The organism is Brevundimonas sp. UBA5936, assembly GCA_002430835.1.
Classification (GTDB): domain Bacteria; phylum Pseudomonadota; class Alphaproteobacteria; order Caulobacterales; family Caulobacteraceae; genus Brevundimonas.
Map to the genome: position 1 here is coordinate 1 of DJDA01000092.1, position 17,137 is coordinate 17,137.

General features: G+C 64.7%; 21 protein-coding genes and 1 tRNA gene. 12 read left to right on the forward strand and 10 right to left on the reverse strand.

Going from position 1 to position 17,137, the window contains the following annotated elements:
* From B2Y21_RS08670 to B2Y21_RS08685, 4 genes are all read right to left on the reverse strand, one after another.
* The coding region (locus B2Y21_RS08670; RefSeq protein ID WP_292058953.1) for a MotE family protein at positions 1-635 on the reverse strand (635 nt) is incomplete at its 3' end.
* A gap of 97 nt (positions 636-732) precedes the next feature.
* Complete coding sequence (locus B2Y21_RS08675; protein ID WP_292058955.1) at positions 733-1,341, reverse strand: DUF6468 domain-containing protein; 609 nt, start codon at positions 1,339-1,341, stop codon at positions 733-735.
* Position 1,342: 1 nt separating this feature from the next.
* Positions 1,343-2,413, reverse strand: a complete 1,071-nt coding sequence (gene fliM, locus B2Y21_RS08680) for a flagellar motor switch protein FliM (RefSeq protein ID WP_200216252.1) — start codon at positions 2,411-2,413, stop codon at positions 1,343-1,345.
* 2 nt (positions 2,414-2,415) lie between these two features.
* On the reverse strand, positions 2,416-3,075 hold the full coding sequence (locus B2Y21_RS08685) for a flagellar basal body-associated FliL family protein (RefSeq protein ID WP_292058960.1): 660 nt from the start codon (positions 3,073-3,075) through the stop codon (positions 2,416-2,418).
* 179 nt (positions 3,076-3,254) lie between these two features.
* On the opposite strand from B2Y21_RS08685, the gene flgF reads away from it, so the two are divergent.
* The 9 genes from flgF to B2Y21_RS08730 all read left to right on the forward strand — a co-directional run bounded on the left by flgF (position 3,255) and on the right by B2Y21_RS08730 (position 10,248).
* Positions 3,255-3,992 (forward strand): flagellar basal-body rod protein FlgF, encoded by a 738-nt coding sequence (gene flgF, locus B2Y21_RS08690; RefSeq protein WP_292058961.1) that lies wholly within the window; start codon positions 3,255-3,257, stop codon positions 3,990-3,992.
* 14 nt (positions 3,993-4,006) lie between these two features.
* On the forward strand, positions 4,007-4,795 hold the full coding sequence (gene flgG / locus B2Y21_RS08695; protein WP_046651706.1) for a flagellar basal-body rod protein FlgG: 789 nt from the start codon (positions 4,007-4,009) through the stop codon (positions 4,793-4,795).
* Positions 4,796-4,811: 16 nt separating this feature from the next.
* Complete coding sequence (flgA, locus tag B2Y21_RS08700; RefSeq protein ID WP_292058962.1) at positions 4,812-5,606, forward strand: flagellar basal body P-ring formation chaperone FlgA; 795 nt, start codon at positions 4,812-4,814, stop codon at positions 5,604-5,606.
* A gap of 11 nt (positions 5,607-5,617) precedes the next feature.
* Entirely contained in the window at positions 5,618-6,343 is a 726-nt protein-coding gene (gene flgH, locus B2Y21_RS08705; protein WP_289648548.1) for a flagellar basal body L-ring protein FlgH, read from the forward strand.
* A gap of 124 nt (positions 6,344-6,467) precedes the next feature.
* Positions 6,468-6,944 carry a hypothetical protein gene (locus B2Y21_RS08710; protein ID WP_292058963.1) on the forward strand — a complete coding sequence of 159 codons (477 nt, stop codon included), beginning with the start codon at positions 6,468-6,470 and terminating at the stop codon, positions 6,942-6,944.
* 36 nt (positions 6,945-6,980) lie between these two features.
* Positions 6,981-7,484 (forward strand): hypothetical protein, encoded by a 504-nt coding sequence (locus tag B2Y21_RS08715; protein WP_292058964.1) that lies wholly within the window; start codon positions 6,981-6,983, stop codon positions 7,482-7,484.
* An 8-nt stretch (positions 7,485-7,492) separates the two neighbouring features.
* Positions 7,493-8,005, forward strand: coding sequence for a hypothetical protein (locus B2Y21_RS08720; protein WP_292058965.1), 513 nt, complete (start codon positions 7,493-7,495; stop codon positions 8,003-8,005).
* 63 nt (positions 8,006-8,068) lie between these two features.
* The gene (locus tag B2Y21_RS08725; RefSeq protein ID WP_292058966.1) at positions 8,069-9,862 is read left to right on the forward strand and encodes a DUF885 domain-containing protein; all 1,794 of its coding nucleotides are present in this window, start codon (positions 8,069-8,071) and stop codon (positions 9,860-9,862) included.
* A 17-nt stretch (positions 9,863-9,879) separates the two neighbouring features.
* Positions 9,880-10,248 carry a hypothetical protein gene (locus B2Y21_RS08730; protein WP_292058967.1) on the forward strand — a complete coding sequence of 123 codons (369 nt, stop codon included), beginning with the start codon at positions 9,880-9,882 and terminating at the stop codon, positions 10,246-10,248.
* Here the strand turns inward: B2Y21_RS08730 and B2Y21_RS08735 are convergent.
* Positions 10,245-10,586 (reverse strand): MmcQ/YjbR family DNA-binding protein, encoded by a 342-nt coding sequence (locus B2Y21_RS08735; protein ID WP_292058968.1) that lies wholly within the window; start codon positions 10,584-10,586, stop codon positions 10,245-10,247. The genes B2Y21_RS08730 and B2Y21_RS08735 overlap by 4 nt on opposite strands.
* A 1-nt stretch (position 10,587) precedes the next feature.
* Positions 10,588-11,238 carry a peptide-methionine (S)-S-oxide reductase MsrA gene (msrA, locus tag B2Y21_RS08740; protein ID WP_292058969.1) on the reverse strand — a complete coding sequence of 217 codons (651 nt, stop codon included), beginning with the start codon at positions 11,236-11,238 and terminating at the stop codon, positions 10,588-10,590.
* Between the two features lie 145 nt (positions 11,239-11,383).
* Between msrA and B2Y21_RS08745 the strand changes: the two genes are divergently transcribed.
* A tRNA-Ser gene (locus B2Y21_RS08745) sits at positions 11,384-11,473 on the forward strand.
* Positions 11,474-11,501: 28 nt separating this feature from the next.
* Here the strand turns inward: B2Y21_RS08745 and B2Y21_RS08750 are convergent.
* From B2Y21_RS08750 to B2Y21_RS08760, 3 genes are all read right to left on the reverse strand, one after another.
* A complete protein-coding gene (locus B2Y21_RS08750; RefSeq protein ID WP_292058971.1) occupies positions 11,502-12,596 on the reverse strand; it encodes a tyrosine-type recombinase/integrase in 1,095 nt (364 codons plus the stop codon).
* Positions 12,575-12,730 (reverse strand): hypothetical protein, encoded by a 156-nt coding sequence (locus B2Y21_RS08755; RefSeq protein WP_292058973.1) that lies wholly within the window; start codon positions 12,728-12,730, stop codon positions 12,575-12,577. Before B2Y21_RS08755 ends, B2Y21_RS08750 begins: the two co-directional genes overlap by 22 nt.
* Before the next feature lie 965 nt (positions 12,731-13,695).
* On the reverse strand, positions 13,696-14,589 hold the full coding sequence (locus B2Y21_RS08760; RefSeq protein ID WP_292058974.1) for a hypothetical protein: 894 nt from the start codon (positions 14,587-14,589) through the stop codon (positions 13,696-13,698).
* A 221-nt stretch (positions 14,590-14,810) separates the two neighbouring features.
* Here B2Y21_RS08760 and B2Y21_RS08765 point away from each other — a divergent pair, with 221 nt between their 5' ends.
* Together B2Y21_RS08765 and B2Y21_RS08770 are read left to right on the forward strand one after the other, a co-directional pair.
* Complete coding sequence (locus B2Y21_RS08765; protein ID WP_292058977.1) at positions 14,811-15,350, forward strand: ImmA/IrrE family metallo-endopeptidase; 540 nt, start codon at positions 14,811-14,813, stop codon at positions 15,348-15,350.
* Between the two features lie 5 nt (positions 15,351-15,355).
* Positions 15,356-16,615 (forward strand): hypothetical protein, encoded by a 1,260-nt coding sequence (locus tag B2Y21_RS08770; RefSeq protein WP_292058979.1) that lies wholly within the window; start codon positions 15,356-15,358, stop codon positions 16,613-16,615.
* Here B2Y21_RS08770 and B2Y21_RS08775 read toward each other — a convergent pair.
* Positions 16,529-17,089: a Pycsar system effector family protein gene (locus B2Y21_RS08775; RefSeq protein ID WP_292058981.1), complete on the reverse strand. Its 561-nt coding sequence runs from the start codon at positions 17,087-17,089 to the stop codon at positions 16,529-16,531. The genes B2Y21_RS08770 and B2Y21_RS08775 overlap by 87 nt on opposite strands.
* Positions 17,090-17,137: the final 48 nt, after the last annotated feature.

Sequence of the window (17,137 nt, forward strand, 5' to 3'; positions counted from 1 at the left end):
GCGGCGCGGGCGGCGTACTGCTGGGCCTGGAAGCGCCTGGCCAGCTTCTCGGTCAGTTCGCGCGCGGCGGCGGGCTGCATCTGGGCCATGATGGCGGCCAGGGTGCGCGGGCGCATGGCCGAGGCGACCGGCAGACGCACGCTGTCGTCCAGGGTGGCGAAGACGGCCGCCGCCTCCTTGGGCCGCATGGCGGAATAGACGGCGACCAGACGGTCGGCCTCGGCCTTTTCCTTCTCGTCCACCTGACCGACCAGGGCGCTGATCTCACCCTTGAGGGCCTCCAGCGCCTGCAGCTTGGCGTCCAGCTTCTGCTCGGCGGCCACCATCAGCGGCAGGGTGGTGGCGAAGTCAGCGTCGCGCGCGTCCAGCGCGTCGCGGCGCTTGGACAGGGACTGGATTATGCGTAGTTCAGCCGGGGAAATGCCCGCCTGCTGAGCCAGTTGCTCCGGCGTCAGGGCGCAGACGGCGGCGGGCTTGGCCTCTGGCTTGGCCGCCTCGCCCTCCCCCGCGACCGCTTCCTGAGCCCAGGCGGTGGCGCCCTGGAACAGCTCCGGCGCCACGCCCGCGGCGCGCACGGCCACGACGCCGCCGATGGCGACGGCGATCAGGGGCAGAAGGCGGGGCAGCTTGCTCATCGGTCAAACTCAGGAAAGGCGCCCTCAAGTCGTCCGGCGCCGCGCGTCGGACATAGGGCAAAAAAGATGCTTCGCGCCTCGGACGTAGGGGCTGACATCAGGCAGCGAACAGGTCGTCGTCCAGACTACGGCGGGCGCGGTTTAGGCTCTGTTGCGCAGCATGGTTAGCGGCCAGGGCCTGCATCACCGACGAGGCGCGCTCGGCGACAGGCGCGGGCTTCGGCGACGGCGCCTTCATGACGGCGCGAGCGCCCTCGATGCGCTCCATCAGCGAGGCCATGCGGCGCGCGCGGGCCTCGTCGTCCAGCAAGGGCGCGACCGAAGAGGTGCGGGCGGGTTCGGGCTCGACCATCGGCTCCGCACTGACCGGCGCACGAGCGGCGGCGCGGCGTTCGTCTTCGCGCGTCTCGATGCGGCTGTCGCTCGGGCGGGCGGGGGCGCGGGCGATCAGCACCTCCAGCTCCTGCTTCACCGCGCGGGCCTTGATGATGCGGTCGTGCAGCAGGTCCGTCTCCTGGCCAGAGGCGCGCAGGGTGGCCAGCGCCTGTTCGGCGCGTCCGGCGGCGCTGTTCAGCTCGGTCACGGCGGCGGCGAAGGCCAGTTGCCCCTCGCGCAGGGTCTTGAGCTTGCGCTCCAGCTTGATGCCGTAGCCGATGGCCGCGACCAGCAGCAGCATGAGAATGGAGTCGAGGATGATGCCGGTCATGTCAGCTGTTCTCCCTGGCGAGGCGGGCGGCGGCGTCGGTGCTGATGGGGCCTTCGACGCGGACGGCGATGTGCTGGCCCTTGCGGCCCATGCGGCCGGTGGTCAGCGGGATGGAGCCCGCCCGCACCGACACTTCGGACTCAGGCGTGACGTTCAGCATCAGGGTGTCGCCGACCTTCAGGTCCAGCACCTTGGACAGGGGCATCTGCTGCTCGTCCAGCACGCAGCGCACCTCGGTCTCGGTGGTCCAAAGCTCGGTGGCCAGGTGGCCTTCCCAGATGTTGTCGCGACCGAACTTCTCGCCCATGAACTGCTGCAGCAGCATCTTGCGGATCGGTTCGAGCGTCGAATAGGGCAGCAGCAGCTCGACCCGGCCGCCGCGATCTTCCATGTCGATGCGCAGCTTGACCAGGATGGCGGCGTTGGCCGGGCGCGCGATGGCGGCGAAGCGGGGATTGGTCTCCAGCCGGTCCAGGTTGAAGTGGACGGGGGTCAGGGGCTCGAACGCCTGGCGGGCGTCGTTCAGGATGACCTCGACCATGCGCTGCACCAGCACCCGCTCGATGGTGGTGTAGGGCCGCCCCTCGATCCGCAGGGCCGCCGTGCCGCGACGCCCGCCCAGCAGCACGTCGACGATCGAATAGATCAGGTTGGAATCGACCGTCAGCAGGCCGTAGTTGTCCAGTTCCTCGGCCCGGAACACCGCCAGAATGGCCGGAAGCGGAATGGAGTTCAGATAGTCGCCGAAGCGGATGGAGCTGATGGTGTCGAGGCTGACCTCGACGTTATCGGAGGTGAAGTTGCGCAGGCTGGTCGTCATCAACCGCACCAGGCGGTCGAAGACGATCTCGAGCATCGGCAGGCGCTCGTAGGAGACCAGGGCCGAGTTGATGATGGCGCGGATGCCGCTGCGTTCGGAGTCGTCCCCGCCGCCCATGTCGAAGCCCAGCAGGCTGTCGATCTCGTCCTGGTTCAGCACCCGTTCGGACAGGCCCGCGCCCAGGTCGGCGCCCAGGTCGGCGTCGCCGCCGAAGGGGTCCAGTTCCGTCTCGGGGGCCAGGGCGTCGGTCATCCCTACTGCACCAGCATTTCTTCGATCAGCACGGCGTCGACCTTGCCCGGCGCGGCGATCAGATTGACCCGGCGCAAGATCTCGGCGCGCAGCTGATACGATCCAGCCGAACCTGCCAGATCCTCGGGCCGCAGTTCGCGCAGGAAGCCCTGGAACATGTCCTGCATGCGCGGGGCCTCGGCCTGAAGGTGCGAGGCGACGGCGGCGTCCTTCGTCTCCAGCGTCAGGCGCAGCTTCAGATAGGTCGGGCGTCCGTCGGCCGACTGAATGTTCACGATCATGTCGGGCAGGGTGTAGAAGGTCACGCCGTCGGGACCGGCCGCGATCTTGCCCGCGCCCTCGGGCGCCGCCTCGCCTTCTCCGCCGCCGTGGCCGCCGCCCTCCTTCTTGCCCTTCTTCTCTTCCTTGGTCGGGGCAACATGATCGCCCGCCGCCTCGGCGGGCTTGGGCTTCATCAGCAGGAAGGCCGTCGCCCCGCCCCCGCCCAGCACCACCAGAGCCGCCGGGATGATGATGAACAGCAGGGGGATCTTCTTCTTGGCGGGCGCGGCTTCGCCGTCCTCGCCCTCGGCGCCGGGCGCGCCGTCGCTCACGGCGGGCAGGTTCGCGTCGTCGCCGGTCGGCGCTTCGCTCTTCTTCTTGCCCAGCTTCAGTTTCAGCATGCGTAAGCCGCCCCGATCCTCACATGCCGGGTGTGGCCCTGTTTTGGTTAACGAGGCGTTTACAATCGGCAAATCCTGCCGGGCGCCGCAGCGGCTGAAACCGCTCAAACCCCCATTCCACGGGCATTAACCCTGTTGGCACGGTCGTTGCGACGGGAAACGGCGAAAGGAGCCCGCTCGTGGAAAACGCCGCCTATATCGGACTGTCTCGTCAGATGACGCTTCGCCGCGAGCTGGACATCGTGGCCAACAACGTCGCCAACGCCGACACCACCGGCTTCAAGGTCGAGCAGCTGATGGTCGGGACCGAGGTCGGCCAGCGCGCCCGCAACGACGCCATCCGTCCCTCGGCCAGCTTCGTGCTGGACAAGGGCGTGGGCCGCGATTTCGGACAGGGCTCGCTGAAGCAGACCGGCCGCGACCTGGATTTCGCCATCGAAGGCGAAGGCGCCTTCTTCACCGTGCAGACGGCGGGCGGCCTCGCCTATACCCGCGACGGCGCCTTCGTCACCGATCCTGAAGGCCGTCTGACGACCAAGCAGGGCCTGCCGGTGCTGGCCGACGGCGCCGAGATCGTTCTGGACCCGCAGCGCGGCCCCGCCAGCGTCGCCCACGACGGCACGATCAGCCAGGAAGGCCAGCCCGTCGGCCGCCTGACCGTGGTGCGCTTCGACGCCCTGTCGGTGCTGCAGAAGTCCGGCGACGGCCTGTACCGCAACGCCTCCAACGCCCAGCCGATGGACGCGACCGACGCCCAGGTCCGCCAGGGGATGCTGGAAGGGTCGAACGTCAACACCCTCGTGGAAATCACCAACCTCATCGAGATCAGCCGCGCCTATGAGCGCGTCACCAAGATGATCGAAAACGCCAACGACCTGTCACGCCGCTCCGTCGAGCGGCTGGGCCGGGTTTCGTAAGGGAGAGCTGAGACATGCGCGCGCTTCGCACCGCCGCCACCGGCATGGCCGCCCAGCAGCTGAACGTGGAGGTCATCTCCAACAACATCGCCAACATGAACACGGTCGGCTTCAAGCGTCAGCGGGCCGAGTTCCAGGATCTGCTGTACCAGAACGTCGAGCGCATGGGGGCCCAGTCCTCGTCGCAGGGCACCGTGGTTCCGACCGGCATCCAGATCGGCTCGGGCGTCAAGGCGGGCAGCGTCTATCGCATCACCGAACAGGGCAGCCCCAACCGCACCGGCAACACCTACGACATCGCCATCCAGGGCAAGGGCTACTTCCAGATCACCCTGCCCTCGGGCGAGCTGGCCTATACCCGCGCGGGCAACTTCACCGTCAACGGCGAAGGGCAACTGGTGACGGACGACGGCTATGCGGTCGAACCAGCCATCGCCATTCCGCAGGACGCCCTGGACGTCTCCATCTCCAAGTCGGGCCAGGTCCAGGTCACCACCGCCGGCCAGACCGAGCCGCAGGTCGTGGGTCAGCTGGAACTGGCCACCTTCTTCAACGAGGCGGGTCTGGAAGCCATCGGCGACAACCTGCTGCTGGAGACGGCGGCCTCGGGCCCGGCCACGGTGGGAGCGCCCGGCGACGTCGGCTACGGCAATCTGCTGCAACACTACACCGAGGCGTCGAACGTCGACGCGGTCAGCGAGATCACCGCCCTGATCGTCGCCCAGCGCGCCTATGAGATGAACTCCAAGGTCATCACCACCGCCGATGAGATGCTGTCCGTCTCGGCCCAGGTGAAGAGCTGAAGGGAAGGTCTGAGCCATGAAGCGCGCCCTGATCCTCGCCGCCGCCGTCGCCGCATTCGCCGCCCCCGCATGGGCCGGGCCGGTCAATCTGCTGCCCGATCCGGTCGACGACGACGGCCGCATCACCCTGGGCGAGCTGTTCGACGACGCGGGCGCCGCCTCGAACGTCGTAGTCGGCCGTCGCGCCGGCGCCACCGCCGTTCTGGAGGCCTCGCAGGTCCAGATCGCCGCGCGCCGCGCCGGGCTGGAGTGGAGCAATCCGACCGGCCTGCGCCGCATTGTGGTGCGCGAAGGCGGCGCGCTTTCCAGCGGGGTTCTGGCTGCCGAAGCCTCGGCCCGTCCCGCGGCCGCCAGCGTCGGCGCGCCCGCCCGGGCAGGCTCCAGCGTCGAGGTTCTGACCTACGCCCGCAGCCTGGCCGCCGGCGACGTGATCCAGCCCGAGGACGTGGTCTGGGCCTCGGTCCAGTCGCACTTGGCCCCCGCAGGCGGCCCCCAGGACGCCGAAGCGGTGATCGGCCTTCAGGCCAAACGCGCCTTGCGCGCCGGCTCGCCCGTCGGTCCGCGCGACCTGGCCTCGCCCCAGGTCATCGCCCGCAACGACATGGTCGAGGTCGCCTATATCAACGACGGGGTCGAGCTGACCGTCACCGGCAAGGCGACCCGCAACGCCTCTGCGGGCGAGGCCGTGCCGATCCTGAACGTCCAGTCCAACCGCACCATCGACGCCGTGGCCGTGGCCCCCGGCCGGGCCGTCGCCGGTCCCGCCGCCCAGATCGCCCGCCGCAACCCGCAACAGTTCGCCGCCCGTTGAGCGAGAGTTCCATCATGCGCCCCATCACCGTCGCCGCCCTGTCCTTGTCCGCCCTGAGCCTGGCCGCCTGCTCCACCGCCATCGAGGCGGTGAAGGGACCGGAACTGGCCCCCATCGGCTATCCGGCCGCCCTGGTCCCGGTCGAGCAGGCCTATCTGCCCGAGCCGACCTCGGCTAGCGCCAACAGCCTGTGGCGTACCGGCGCGCGCAGCTTCTTCGGCGACCAGCGTGCGCGGCGCGTCGGCGACATCCTGACCGTCTCCATCGACATCAACGACCGCGCCCAGACCCAGAACACCACCCAGCGCAACCGCACCAACAGCGCCTCGGGCGGCGTCACCAACTTCTTCGGGCTGGAGAACAGCCTCGGCCGCGCCTTCCCCGGCGGCTTCGACCCGGCCAATATGATCGGCACGGAAGGGGCGGTGAACGCCAACGGTTCGGGCAGCGTCAACCGCTCGGAGCGGGTGAACCTGACGGTGGCCGCCGTCGTCACCGCCGTCATGCCCAACGGCAACCTGGTCATCCAGGGTCGGCAAGAAGTGCGCACCAACCGCGAGGTGCGCGAGCTGACCGTGGCCGGCATCGTCCGCCCCGAAGACATCTCCAGCGCCAACACCATCCGCCACAGCCAGATCGCCGAGGCGCGCATCAGCTACGGCGGGCGCGGCGACATCAGCCGGATGCAGGCGACGCCCGCCGCCCAGTCCCTGGTCGAGCGCTTCAGCCCCTTCTGACCCGCGTTCACCGAAACGTGTGATTCCGGCCGCACCGCATCACTGAATCGCGCGCGATCCAGCGGAGCCGTGAACCGTTAACAAGCGACCCGCGTTTGATCTGTCGAACGCGAGTGAACTTGTCATGCGTAAAACCGTCTTTCCCATCCTGGCCGCCGTGGGCCTGGCCGCGGTCGCGGCCCATGCGGCGACCCATGGTCCGTCTTCATCCCGCAGCGGCGCCGAGGCCGTCGCCGGCTGGCATATGTTGCACGAGGGGCCGATGGCCAAACTGGCCTATGGCCTGCCGGATTCGGACCAGTTGGCCCTAATGCTGACCTGCGCGCCGGGCGACGGCGCCGCCGTGGTCTACGGCGACGTCCAGCCGCGCAGCGCGGGCCTGATCCTGGCCTCGCACGAGCCGCAGCCCATCGACCCGCTGTCGAACGGCGAGGCCTTCGAGACGCGTCTGCCGCTCGGCGACCCGGCCCTGACCGGCCTGGCGCGCGGCGGCCGCATGACGGTCCAGACCGAGGCCGGGGACCGCCAGCTGACCGCCACCCGCGCCGAGCGGCGAATGGTCCAGGGCTTTCTTAGCTATTGCGCTTCGGGACATGCCTGACCACAGTCCCCCGTCTTCCTCAGCGGGGGCTGAAACATGACCTCAATGCTCGGCCTGGTTCAGGCCACGTTGCTCTCCTTGGCCGTGCAGACGGCCCCTCAGACCGGGGCGCATCCGCCCGCAGAGCGGCCCCAGGCCGCATCGCCCGCCCGATCAGCCCGCGCGTCCGAGGGCTGGACCTGGACCCTCTACAGCGGCGACGGACCGCTGGTCCTGGCCAATGAGATTCCCGACACGCCGCGCCTGCGCACCACGCTGGAATGCGCGCCCGGCTCCAGCATCGTTCGCCTGGCCTTCCATGACGCGCCCGGCGCCGACGGCTTCGCCGTCATCCGCTCCGGCAACGCCTCGGCCGAGGTCGAGGCCCGCGCGCGACGCGGACGGCTGGAGGCGACGCTGCGCGCCGACCATCCCGTCTTCGCCGCCTTCCTGGCCTCAGGCCGCCTGACCCTCGCCCTCGGCGATCAGGCGACCGCCATCGAGATCGATCGAGCGAATCTGTCCAAGCTGCGCCGCTTCGCCGAACTGTGCACCGGATAAGGACGAGGATGCGCCCTGCCCGCTGGCTGACTGCCGCCGCCTTCATCACCCCCCTAGCCCTGACCGCCGCCCTGGGCGCCTGCGCCCCCAGCGTCGCCCCGCTAAACACGACCGGCGCGCCCTTGCCCGTCGCCGGCTACGACTGGTTCCTGAACGAAGACCCGGACGAGCCGCGCCTGTCCTATGGCCTGGCCCAGTCCGACGACGTGCCGCTCAGCCTCATGTGCGCGCCCGGCTCAGGCAAGATCGGCCTGTCCCTGGCCGCCGATCAGGCGCCGAACCGTCGCGCCATCACCCTGGAGTCGGGCGGCGACACCGAAACCTTTCCCGCCCGCGTCGAGGCGGCCGACATGCACGACGGCGTCCACCTGGTCGCTACGGCGCCCGCCTCCCACCCCGTCTTCCTGCGTTTTCGCCGCCTCGGCTGGCTGGCGGTGTGGGACGGGGACCAGCGCGCGATGATGGCCGCCCAGCCTGGATCAGAGGGCCGCGCGGCGCGTTTCCTGGCGTTGTGCCGCTGAAGGCTTGACCGCAGCGGCGTGGTCCGCTCCCCTCCCCGCCAGTTCTTGGGAGGGCTTTAGTTCATGCGTCATCTTCTTCTCGCCGCCGGTATCGGCCTGTCGGGCCTTGCGGGCGCCGCCGCCCTGCCGGCCCAGGCCGCCGTCGTTCAAGGCCAGTCGCCGGCCGCCGCCGCGCTGGACGCCCTGCTGGTCGATTACGAAGCCTATCTGCGCCAGGTCGACCCCATCGGCTCGGGCATGGACGGCGACCGCGCCGCCCTGTCGCGCCTGCCCGACGCCAGCCGTGCGGGGGAACTGGCCCGCCGCGCCCCGCTGAACGCCCTGAAGGCGCGGCTGGACGCCATCAATCCGGCCGCGCTGGACGACGCCCACCGCCTGAACCACGCCTTCGTCGGCTATCTGATCGGGCGAGAGTTGGAGCGGATCGCGCTGGACCCGTCGCGTCTGGCCTTTGATTCCGAAGGCGGTCCCGGCCAGCTTCTGGCCTATCTGGCGCCCGCCACGCGCATCGCCACGGCCGCCGACGCCGAGGCCTGGCTGAAGCGCCTGGAGGCCGCGCCCGCCTATTACGACGCCGGGATCGCCAACACCCGGCGCGGGCTGGAGACCGGCCTGATCCAGGCCCGTTCGGTCGTCGACAGCGCCCTGGCCCAGGCTGAGCGCGACCTGAAACCGGGCGAGGCGGGCGACGTCCTGCTGCGTCCGTTCAACGCCCTGCCCGCCTCCATCCCCGCCGCCCAGCAGGAGCAGTTCCGCGCCCGCGCCCGCGCCCTGGTCGAGGGACCGATCACCGCTCGCCGCACCGCCTGGCGCGACCTGCTGCGCGACGAGTACGCGCCAAAGGCCCCGCAGGAGCCGGGCCTGGTTCACCGCCCCGGCGGCCGCGACCTCTACGCCTTCCTGGTCCGCAGCCACACCACCACCGACCTGACGCCCGATCAGGTGCATGAAATCGGCCAGCAGGAAGTCGCCCGCATCCGCGCTCGCATGGAAACGGAAATGCGCGCCGCGGGCTGGACCGGCGACTTCTCCGGCTTCCTGACCTTCCTGCGCACCGACCCGCAATTCTACGCCAAGACGCGCGAGGAACTGCTGGAGAAGGCGTCCGAAATCGCCAAACGCTCGGACGACCGCCTGCCGTCGCTGTTCGCCACCCTGCCGCGCCTGCCCTATGGCGTGCGCCCGGTGCCGATCGAAATGGAGGAGACCTACACCACCGGCCGCTACAACGCGGGATCGATGGCGACGGGCGTGGCCGGCGGCTACATCGTCAACACCGGAAAACTGGACCAGCGCCCCCTGTATGAACTGCCCGCCCTGACGGTGCACGAGGCCGTGCCGGGCCACCACCTGCAGATCGCCCTGCAACAGGAAGCCGCCGACCAGCCCTATTACCGCCGCGACGCCTCGGTCACGGCCTTCAGCGAAGGCTGGGGCCTCTATTCCGAGTTTCTGGGCGAGGAGATGGGCATCTACCGCACGCCCTATGAGCGGTTCGGCCGCCTCAGCTATGAGATGTGGCGCGCCTGTCGTCTGGTGGCCGACACCGGCCTGCACTGGCTGGGCTGGAGCGAGGAACAGGCCCGCGCCTGCTTCCGCGACAACTCGGCCCTGTCCGCGCACAACATCGAGACCGAACTGCAGCGCTACATCGGCGATCCCGGCCAGGCCACGGCCTATAAGATCGGCGAGATCCGCCTGCGCGAAATCCGCCAGAAGGCCGAGCGCGAACTGGGCGACCGTTTCGACGTGCGGACCTTCCATGACGCCCTGCTGGTCGACGGCGCCCTACCGCTGGCCCTGCTGGACGCGCGCATGGACCGCTGGATCGCCGAACAGAAGACCAAGACCCGGTAAGAAAGCCTCCCTCCGACATGAACTTCATCAAACGCATCTTCGGCTCGGTTCAGCCGGGCTATCTGATCCGCGCCTATGTGCTCAGCGCCGCCTTCATGGCCTTCATGATCTGGATGGTGCTGTCGCTGGACGGCGCCAAGCCGATGCATGACCGGGCCGTGACCCTGGCCGTGTTCGGCGTCGGCGCCCTGCTGTTTCCCTTCTCCAAACTGGTCTGGGACGAGATCAAGCGGGTGATGATGGGCGAGACCGTCTTCTTCATGAACGCCATCATCCTGATGTTCCTGAAGGTGCTGGTGAACTTCTTCCTGTGGGGCTTCTCGATCTTCATCGCGCCCGTGGGGATTCTCTACCTGTGGTTCCGGTCGCGGAACGCCGCCGCCTAAAGCCCCAGCTCGGCCCGCGCCTTCTTCGTCAGCTTGGCGGCGATCAGGGCGTGGGCCGACTTCAGATGATCGGCCAGTTCATCATCCGGCCAATCGCCCGGATCGGCCAGATGCACCCACTTCGCCCGCGCCAGATAGGGGGCTGGCGCCGCCCGCCCCTCTTCGGTCAGCACCTCGTAGGCGATGTCCGAGACCTTGAACGACAACCCGCCCTCGGCCCCGATGATGGCGAACATCTTGCCCCCGACCTTATAGGCGTCATGGCCCGGCCCGAACGGGTGATCCATCGTCGCCCCCGGCAAGGCCAGGCAGGCCTTGCCTACGCCCGCGCGGTCCATCCTAGGCCCCGACGCCCAGGCCGATCGGGCAGACCACGCCCGTCCCGCCGATGCCGCAATAGCCCGCCGGATTCTTGGCCAGATAGCCCTGGTGATAGCCCTCGGCGAAATAGTAGGGCCCGGCCGGTTCGATCTCGGTCGTGATCGCCCCGCGCCCCGCCGCGCTCAGCGCCGCCTGATAGGCCTCGCGCGAGGCCAGCGCCTCGGCCTGCTGCGCCCCGTTCAACGTATAGATGGCCGAGCGATACTGCGTGCCCTGGTCGTTGCCCTGACGCATGCCCTGCGTCGGGTCATGGTTCTCCCAGAAGGCCTTCAGCAGGTCGCCGTATGAGATCCGGGCCGGATCGAACACCACCTGCACCACCTCCGTGTGGCCGGTGCGGCCCGAGCAGACCTCCTCATAGGTCGGATTGGGCGTGATCCCGCCCGCATAGCCCGCCGACGTGACCCACACGCCCGGCAACTGCCAGAACACGCGCTCCACTCCCCAGAAACAGCCCATGCCGAACACGGCCGTCTGCATTCCCGCCGGATGCGGCCCCTTCAGCGCATGACCCAGGACGAAGTGGGCCTCATCGGTCGGCAACGCCTCGGCCCGGCCCGGCAGAGCCGTCTCAAGCGTGGGCAGTTCAGCATTCTTCTTCAACAACATGGCGCGAACTCCGCGAAAACAGCGTCTTCGCCTATATGGAGGCTTCAAGGGCGCTTGCCCATGGGGGCGTCATGCTCTAATCAGCCCCTCCCGTCGGTCCGCTCCCGACGGCTCCGCCCCGGACGCATCCGGGCTCAGGTGGAATGGACAGGTGGCCGAGTGGTTGAAGGCGCACGCCTGGAACGCGTGTATAGGGGCAACTCTATCGAGGGTTCGAATCCCTCTCTGTCCGCCACCACCATCACAATTTCCTTCATTTTCAGTCAGTTACCGATCGATTTGGCTAACTTCCCTGCCGGGTTAGCCAAAGTTTGTTCGCGTTGCGTGCCGCCGATCATGGCGAAGGCGTCCTGCGCCAACAGCCGCTGATCCCGCGCCTTCGTATAGCGTTCGACCTCCTTGGAGGTCTGGTGGCCAGTCACGGCCTTGATCTGCGCCTCGGTGCAGCCCGCATCAGCCAGCCGCGTAGCAGCAGACTTTCTAAGTCCATGCGCCGAACGATCAGGAATGCCGGCCGCCCGGCAAGCCCCACGGAACCAGTTCCCGAATCCGCCTGCCGTAAAGCCAACACCCGATTGCGTGACCAAAAACAGCATTTGGTCTGACGCGACCGTATCCAGCGACGCCTTCAAGCGCGGATGAACCGGCAATTCGAGGAAGGCCTTGGTCTTCTCCTGGCGGACCAAGATGGCGCCGTCCTGAACGTGCTGACGCCCCATCCGGCGCACGTCGCCGGATCGCTGGGCTGTGTAGAGCAACAGGTCGAGCGCAAGCCGTTCTCGCGTCCCCACAGGCCAGTGGGCCTCGAACTTCGCGATGTCCGCCTCGCCCCATACAGGAAAGCCCTCAGACGCGATTTTCAGGGGCTTGATGCCGACAGCCGGATTATCGGGCCGCATCTTCCGCGCCACCGCGAACGCCAGCATCCATCGCAGCACCTTGACCAGATTGTTTGCCGCAGATGGGAGCGCCCCTTTGCGATCTCTCATAAGCAGGATGTGTTCGGTACGAATGGCCCGCACTGCCCGGTCGCCATGCTCCGTGCGCAGCCGCTCCATGATGCCGCGATAGGTGGCCTGGGTCGTGCGTGACAACTGAGCCCACTCCGCGGATCCATAGATGGCGACAGCCAGAGCGTTGATGGAGCCGGGCACAGTTCGATGCGCCCCAATCTCCGGCTTCGTCGTGATCCCATTCACCGCCGCCTCATACTCAGCGGCGAACTGAGGCGAGTTGGGCGCGCCATGCAGATAGACCGGCTTGCAGCCTGCCTTGCGGTAACGATAGCGCGTCACCCCATGCCGGTCGCGAAACGCGCTGACATTGGGAAAGCGGATTACTTCAAGGCCTCGTCCCACGCGCTCACCTCAGCAGCTAGATCCGAACTGATAGGCTGCGGTGCCAGCAGCGCCAGGTTCAATCGAACCTCGCCGCCCGGCAGTAATTCCAAGGAGCCGAGCGGCACGCCCTTCTCCTTGAGGATGTCGATCACGCGCCGAAGCTCGTGCTTTCTGACAATCCCTGGTCCCTTCGCCACCTGACGCCTCCTCATACAGCAACACCGTGAGGTAAGGCGTTAGACAGGCGCGGCAGCGACAGACAAGAGGCCATCTATTGGCCGTTCCGTCGAGCATGCGAGTAAAAACGTATTGTTGGCCAACAATACCTATCTTGCCTCGGAACGCCACGAAAATAGATGCAACTTCATGCAACTATGAAGCTCGCCGAATGCGCCTGACGAGTTGCAAATACGGCACACGGAAATCTTGGCTAATGCCGCCCCCGGTACGATCGCAGAGAAATATTTTCTGCCGACGAACTTAAGCGCCAGCGCAAAAACGAGCGTCACGGATGAAGGAAAAGCCGTGCTACGTGCCCGCTCACCTAGCTTTTGGCCAGAGTGCCAGCTGGATCGCCGCCCACCAGCCAATTAGGCAATCACGCCGGGCAAGAGGGTAGCCGCTGGTCTGCGCTAATGCCACGACGCCGCCCCCTCAGGTCGCGGATTCATACAATTCAAAGTATTGAAAATAAAGAATATTATGGAGATCGAAATGCAATTTCCTGCAATTAGGCGCAATTTTACGGCACAACTCGACGCCTACTTCGATATCAAATCTGTGACGCCGATAGGCTAACTGCATGATAGCCCGAGGTTCGCGATCTACCGAACCGGGGGCGGGAGCAGCGTGGCTAGGTTCGCGATCTACCGAAGCATGGCTGGTGCGGCAGGAAGGCGGATCCGTGGCCTCACAAATGAATCGGGAGTGGACAAGCGTACCGATCGTTACAAATCAATCGCTTACAGGGAATTAGGTTCGCGATCTGCCGAAATTGGTCACCCTCACCACTAGCCAGTCTGAACCTGGCCGCGCTCGTCAACTTTCAGTTCGGTAGATCACGCACCTAGCCACGCTGCTCCCGCCCCCGGTTCGGTAGATCGCGAACCTAAACTGATCAAATCTCCGGTTCATCGGCCCCCAATAACACTCCACTCAAATCCGATGATGGCTTGAGCGTCCGGCCGAAAAATCTGGCGGCTTGCTGCCGAACGCCGACCTTAATGGCCTCGGTCGTCTCCCTCGGCATCACGGGGTCGATCTCGGGAACGATGAGGACCGGCTTGCACTGCTCATCAAAGAGCGCGTGAGACTTTTCATTGTATCCTAGGAGTTTCCCACCGATCGGACGGTGGATATGGCTCTCACCGCACTTCATCAGACCGTCATTGGCCCGACGCGCCTTGTGGCGATCATCTTGACCGTACTCCGCGCCCATCACGACAGGGACGATAAGCGTAACAGCCAACATTCTGTAGAAAAACGCACGCCTATCGGCGGCATTCCTTTTTGCGCGAACGATAATCTCAAAAACCAAAACGATGGCGATTACAGAGGGCCTAACCGACTGGCCAATCGCGTAACCGGTCAACGCAACAATAAGGGTCACGACGACAAGCAGAGACGCCAAGCTGCCAACCCACGGCCTGAAAATATGAGGGCTTGGCGGCCCATATGTCTCCCTGCCCGACTTAGCCTTTCTCGGCGTCGGACCCGCGATGCGGGAAAAGAGAGCCACCTGAACGATAATGATGAGGTAGATCATCACCACCTCCGAAATCGAGATGGCGAAGATGTCTTCTGGTCGTACATACCGACCTAGGTGAGCACCGAACCCCGCACAGTAACCAACCAGAAAGAGTGTTGAGATTGCGACATGGACAAACGGAAGGGCAACAAGGATGTTGCCCCACCCTAGCGCACGCCAGTCCAGCCCCAGCCGCTTGAGAACTTCGTCATGACCGGTAGATAGGCGAATCGTACTGTCCATGAACCAAGTTAGCTTGACCATTCAGGTGCGCCAACTTTGGTGCGCGCCATGCAGCGAAATGACCCGATACCAGGCCCCAATTTGTCAGGGTCAGGCCCCATCTTTGTTGGGACACCTCTGAACGGCCCGTATGATCGCGATCTACGTGCGGAAATTAACCACAAAAACGGAACAAATCAAGAACTGGAACGTTGCATTAACCCGCGCGATCACATATTGAAGCCGCGTTAAGGGGATCAATGATGGCGATTCGTCCAGGATATGCGCCGGCCGAACCATCTTGGCTGAGCAAGCCCCAGGTGCATGCCGTTGGTGAAGGCATTGCCAAGCAGCTCGGATATCGGCCCGGCGACGACTTAAATAGAATTGTAGAGCAGGCTGGCGGTGAAGTCACACTACAAGGCACCCTGCTCGATGATCCAGAACAGTCTGGAAGTCTTTATGTAGATGGCATCGATGACTTTGATATAATCGTGCCGTCACACACCAGCCTAGTTCGCGACCGCTTTACACTCGCTCACGAACTTGGGCATTACTACCTGCACTACGTGTGGCCGAAACAGGTAGGGAGAGACATTCCCGAGAAGGTCTATGCGTTGCGAAAGGGATCAAATCGCATCGAGTGGGAGGCCAACTGGTTCGCCGCAGCATTTTTAATGCCGAAAACTGCGTTTAGAACTGCCTTCCGCGAAACTAACGGTAGCGTATGGGATCTCGCTGACCATTTCCTCGTCTCGACCAAGGCGATAGAAGTGCGGATCCAAGATCTTGGGTTGAGCTAAATCTCATGGCGAAAACGCCGCAGTTTCTAAAGCCACGGCTGCGGCTCTTCCTGAGCGCCGACATTATCGGATCAACGGCGCTCAAGCAGACGCCGCGCGATGCGCTAAGCGCGTCTACGGTTGAGTGGTTCCCCGTTTTACAAGGCTTCTATTTGGAGACCCAAAGAGCTTTCTTGGGCGGATGGATTCGATCGTTACCTGAGGACACCAAGGAGAGGCAACTCCACTGGGGGCCAGATCCCGAGTTTTGGAAGGTGATTGGAGATGAAATACTGTTCACCAAGGAACTCACCGACAGCCACCAGTTGATGAACGTTCTAGCCTGCTGGATCAATGCCATCGACGCTGCGCGAGAATCCATCCGCAAGGTCGATCGCCGCTTAGATATCAAGTGCACGGCCTGGACTGCTGGCTTCCCACTAATGAATAAGGAAGTCGCCCTCCCACGAAACTTCAACATCGCAGACGCTCCTGTCACCGATTATTTTAAAGAGGGCGGCCGCCTCCTCAATGAACGGTATGCGAAGAAGGCCAACGACGCGAAGATCGCGGTGGACTATATTGGCCCTTCCATCGACATAGGATTTCGGCTCTGCCAGTTCGCCAGTGCGAGAAAATTCATCCTTAGCGTCGGCGTCGCTTACATCTTGTCGCAGAGCAATCGGAAGGCGTCAGACGTTCGCGTCACGCGATTCCGCTACGACGGCGCGTCAGTGCTAAAGGGCGTTTTTGGGGGCATCCACTACCCGATCTTCTGGATAGACCTCGCAAAGCCCGGCGACCTCGCCCTACTAGAGGACAAGCTAACCAAGCCGATCGAGTGCACCAGCGATGACGTTCATAAGTATTGCGATAAGTTCTTTGATGACGCCAGCCCCCACACATTCAAGCCATTCATTATATCTCAAACTGAGAATGACTTAAAAGAAAAGCCAGATAACTATGAGAAAGACATCGAAAACATAAAGAAAAACTACGGACTTGAGATAATCGGAGACAAAGCCTCTGAAAAAGCGGCCGAAGCGGAGACGCCGCCGCAGGGCACCCATGCCGTCGCTCAAACACCGGCCCTAAAAGCTTCTGCTGCTACAGAAGAAACGCCGCTCGCAATTTCCGCGATTAATTTCGCAGAGCTCTTCAACGAAATTCGCAAGGTAACGAAAGAGCGAGCCTCCCCATCAGCCACAAAAAAAGTGAGCGACTGCGGAGAGAATACCACGCCCGAAGGCAAGGACGAAAAAGACGAGAACCGAGACAAGGACTGACGATGCGCCCCAGGCGAACAGTCTAAACTTACGACTGGCGATACGGCTGTTGGCTGCCAGTTGCTCAGCTAGGTCTTCGAGATAGGCTGGCGAAAATTTCTCGCCCGCAGTGATCGCGTATCGTGTCTGCATCTCGGCTAGGAGTGCGGCACCAGTTTTGGCGTGAACCTGATCGTAGAAGAGCGGGCTTTTACCATACCTCTCCGCTTTCCTCAGCTTCAGCTGCGGAAGGATGGCGATGATCGCAATGACCGCCGCAATGAGAATAAAAGGCGCGGCCCAAGATATCGCTACTCGCGACGCGTCCGGAATCGCGTTCGCTCCCAAAGCTAGATTACCTAGCGCGAGCAGCCATGCCGAAGCGAAAGTCAGAAGTGCCGCGTTCTTAGCTTCACCAAACTTGACCCAATCGGACGTTCGCGTGAGCGTGTCGCGCAAGCAGCTCTCGATCTGAACTTCTTCGTCCGTCGTCACTCACCCCTCCAAAATTTGATGCTCGCCCTGTGGAGCAAACGCTCATAG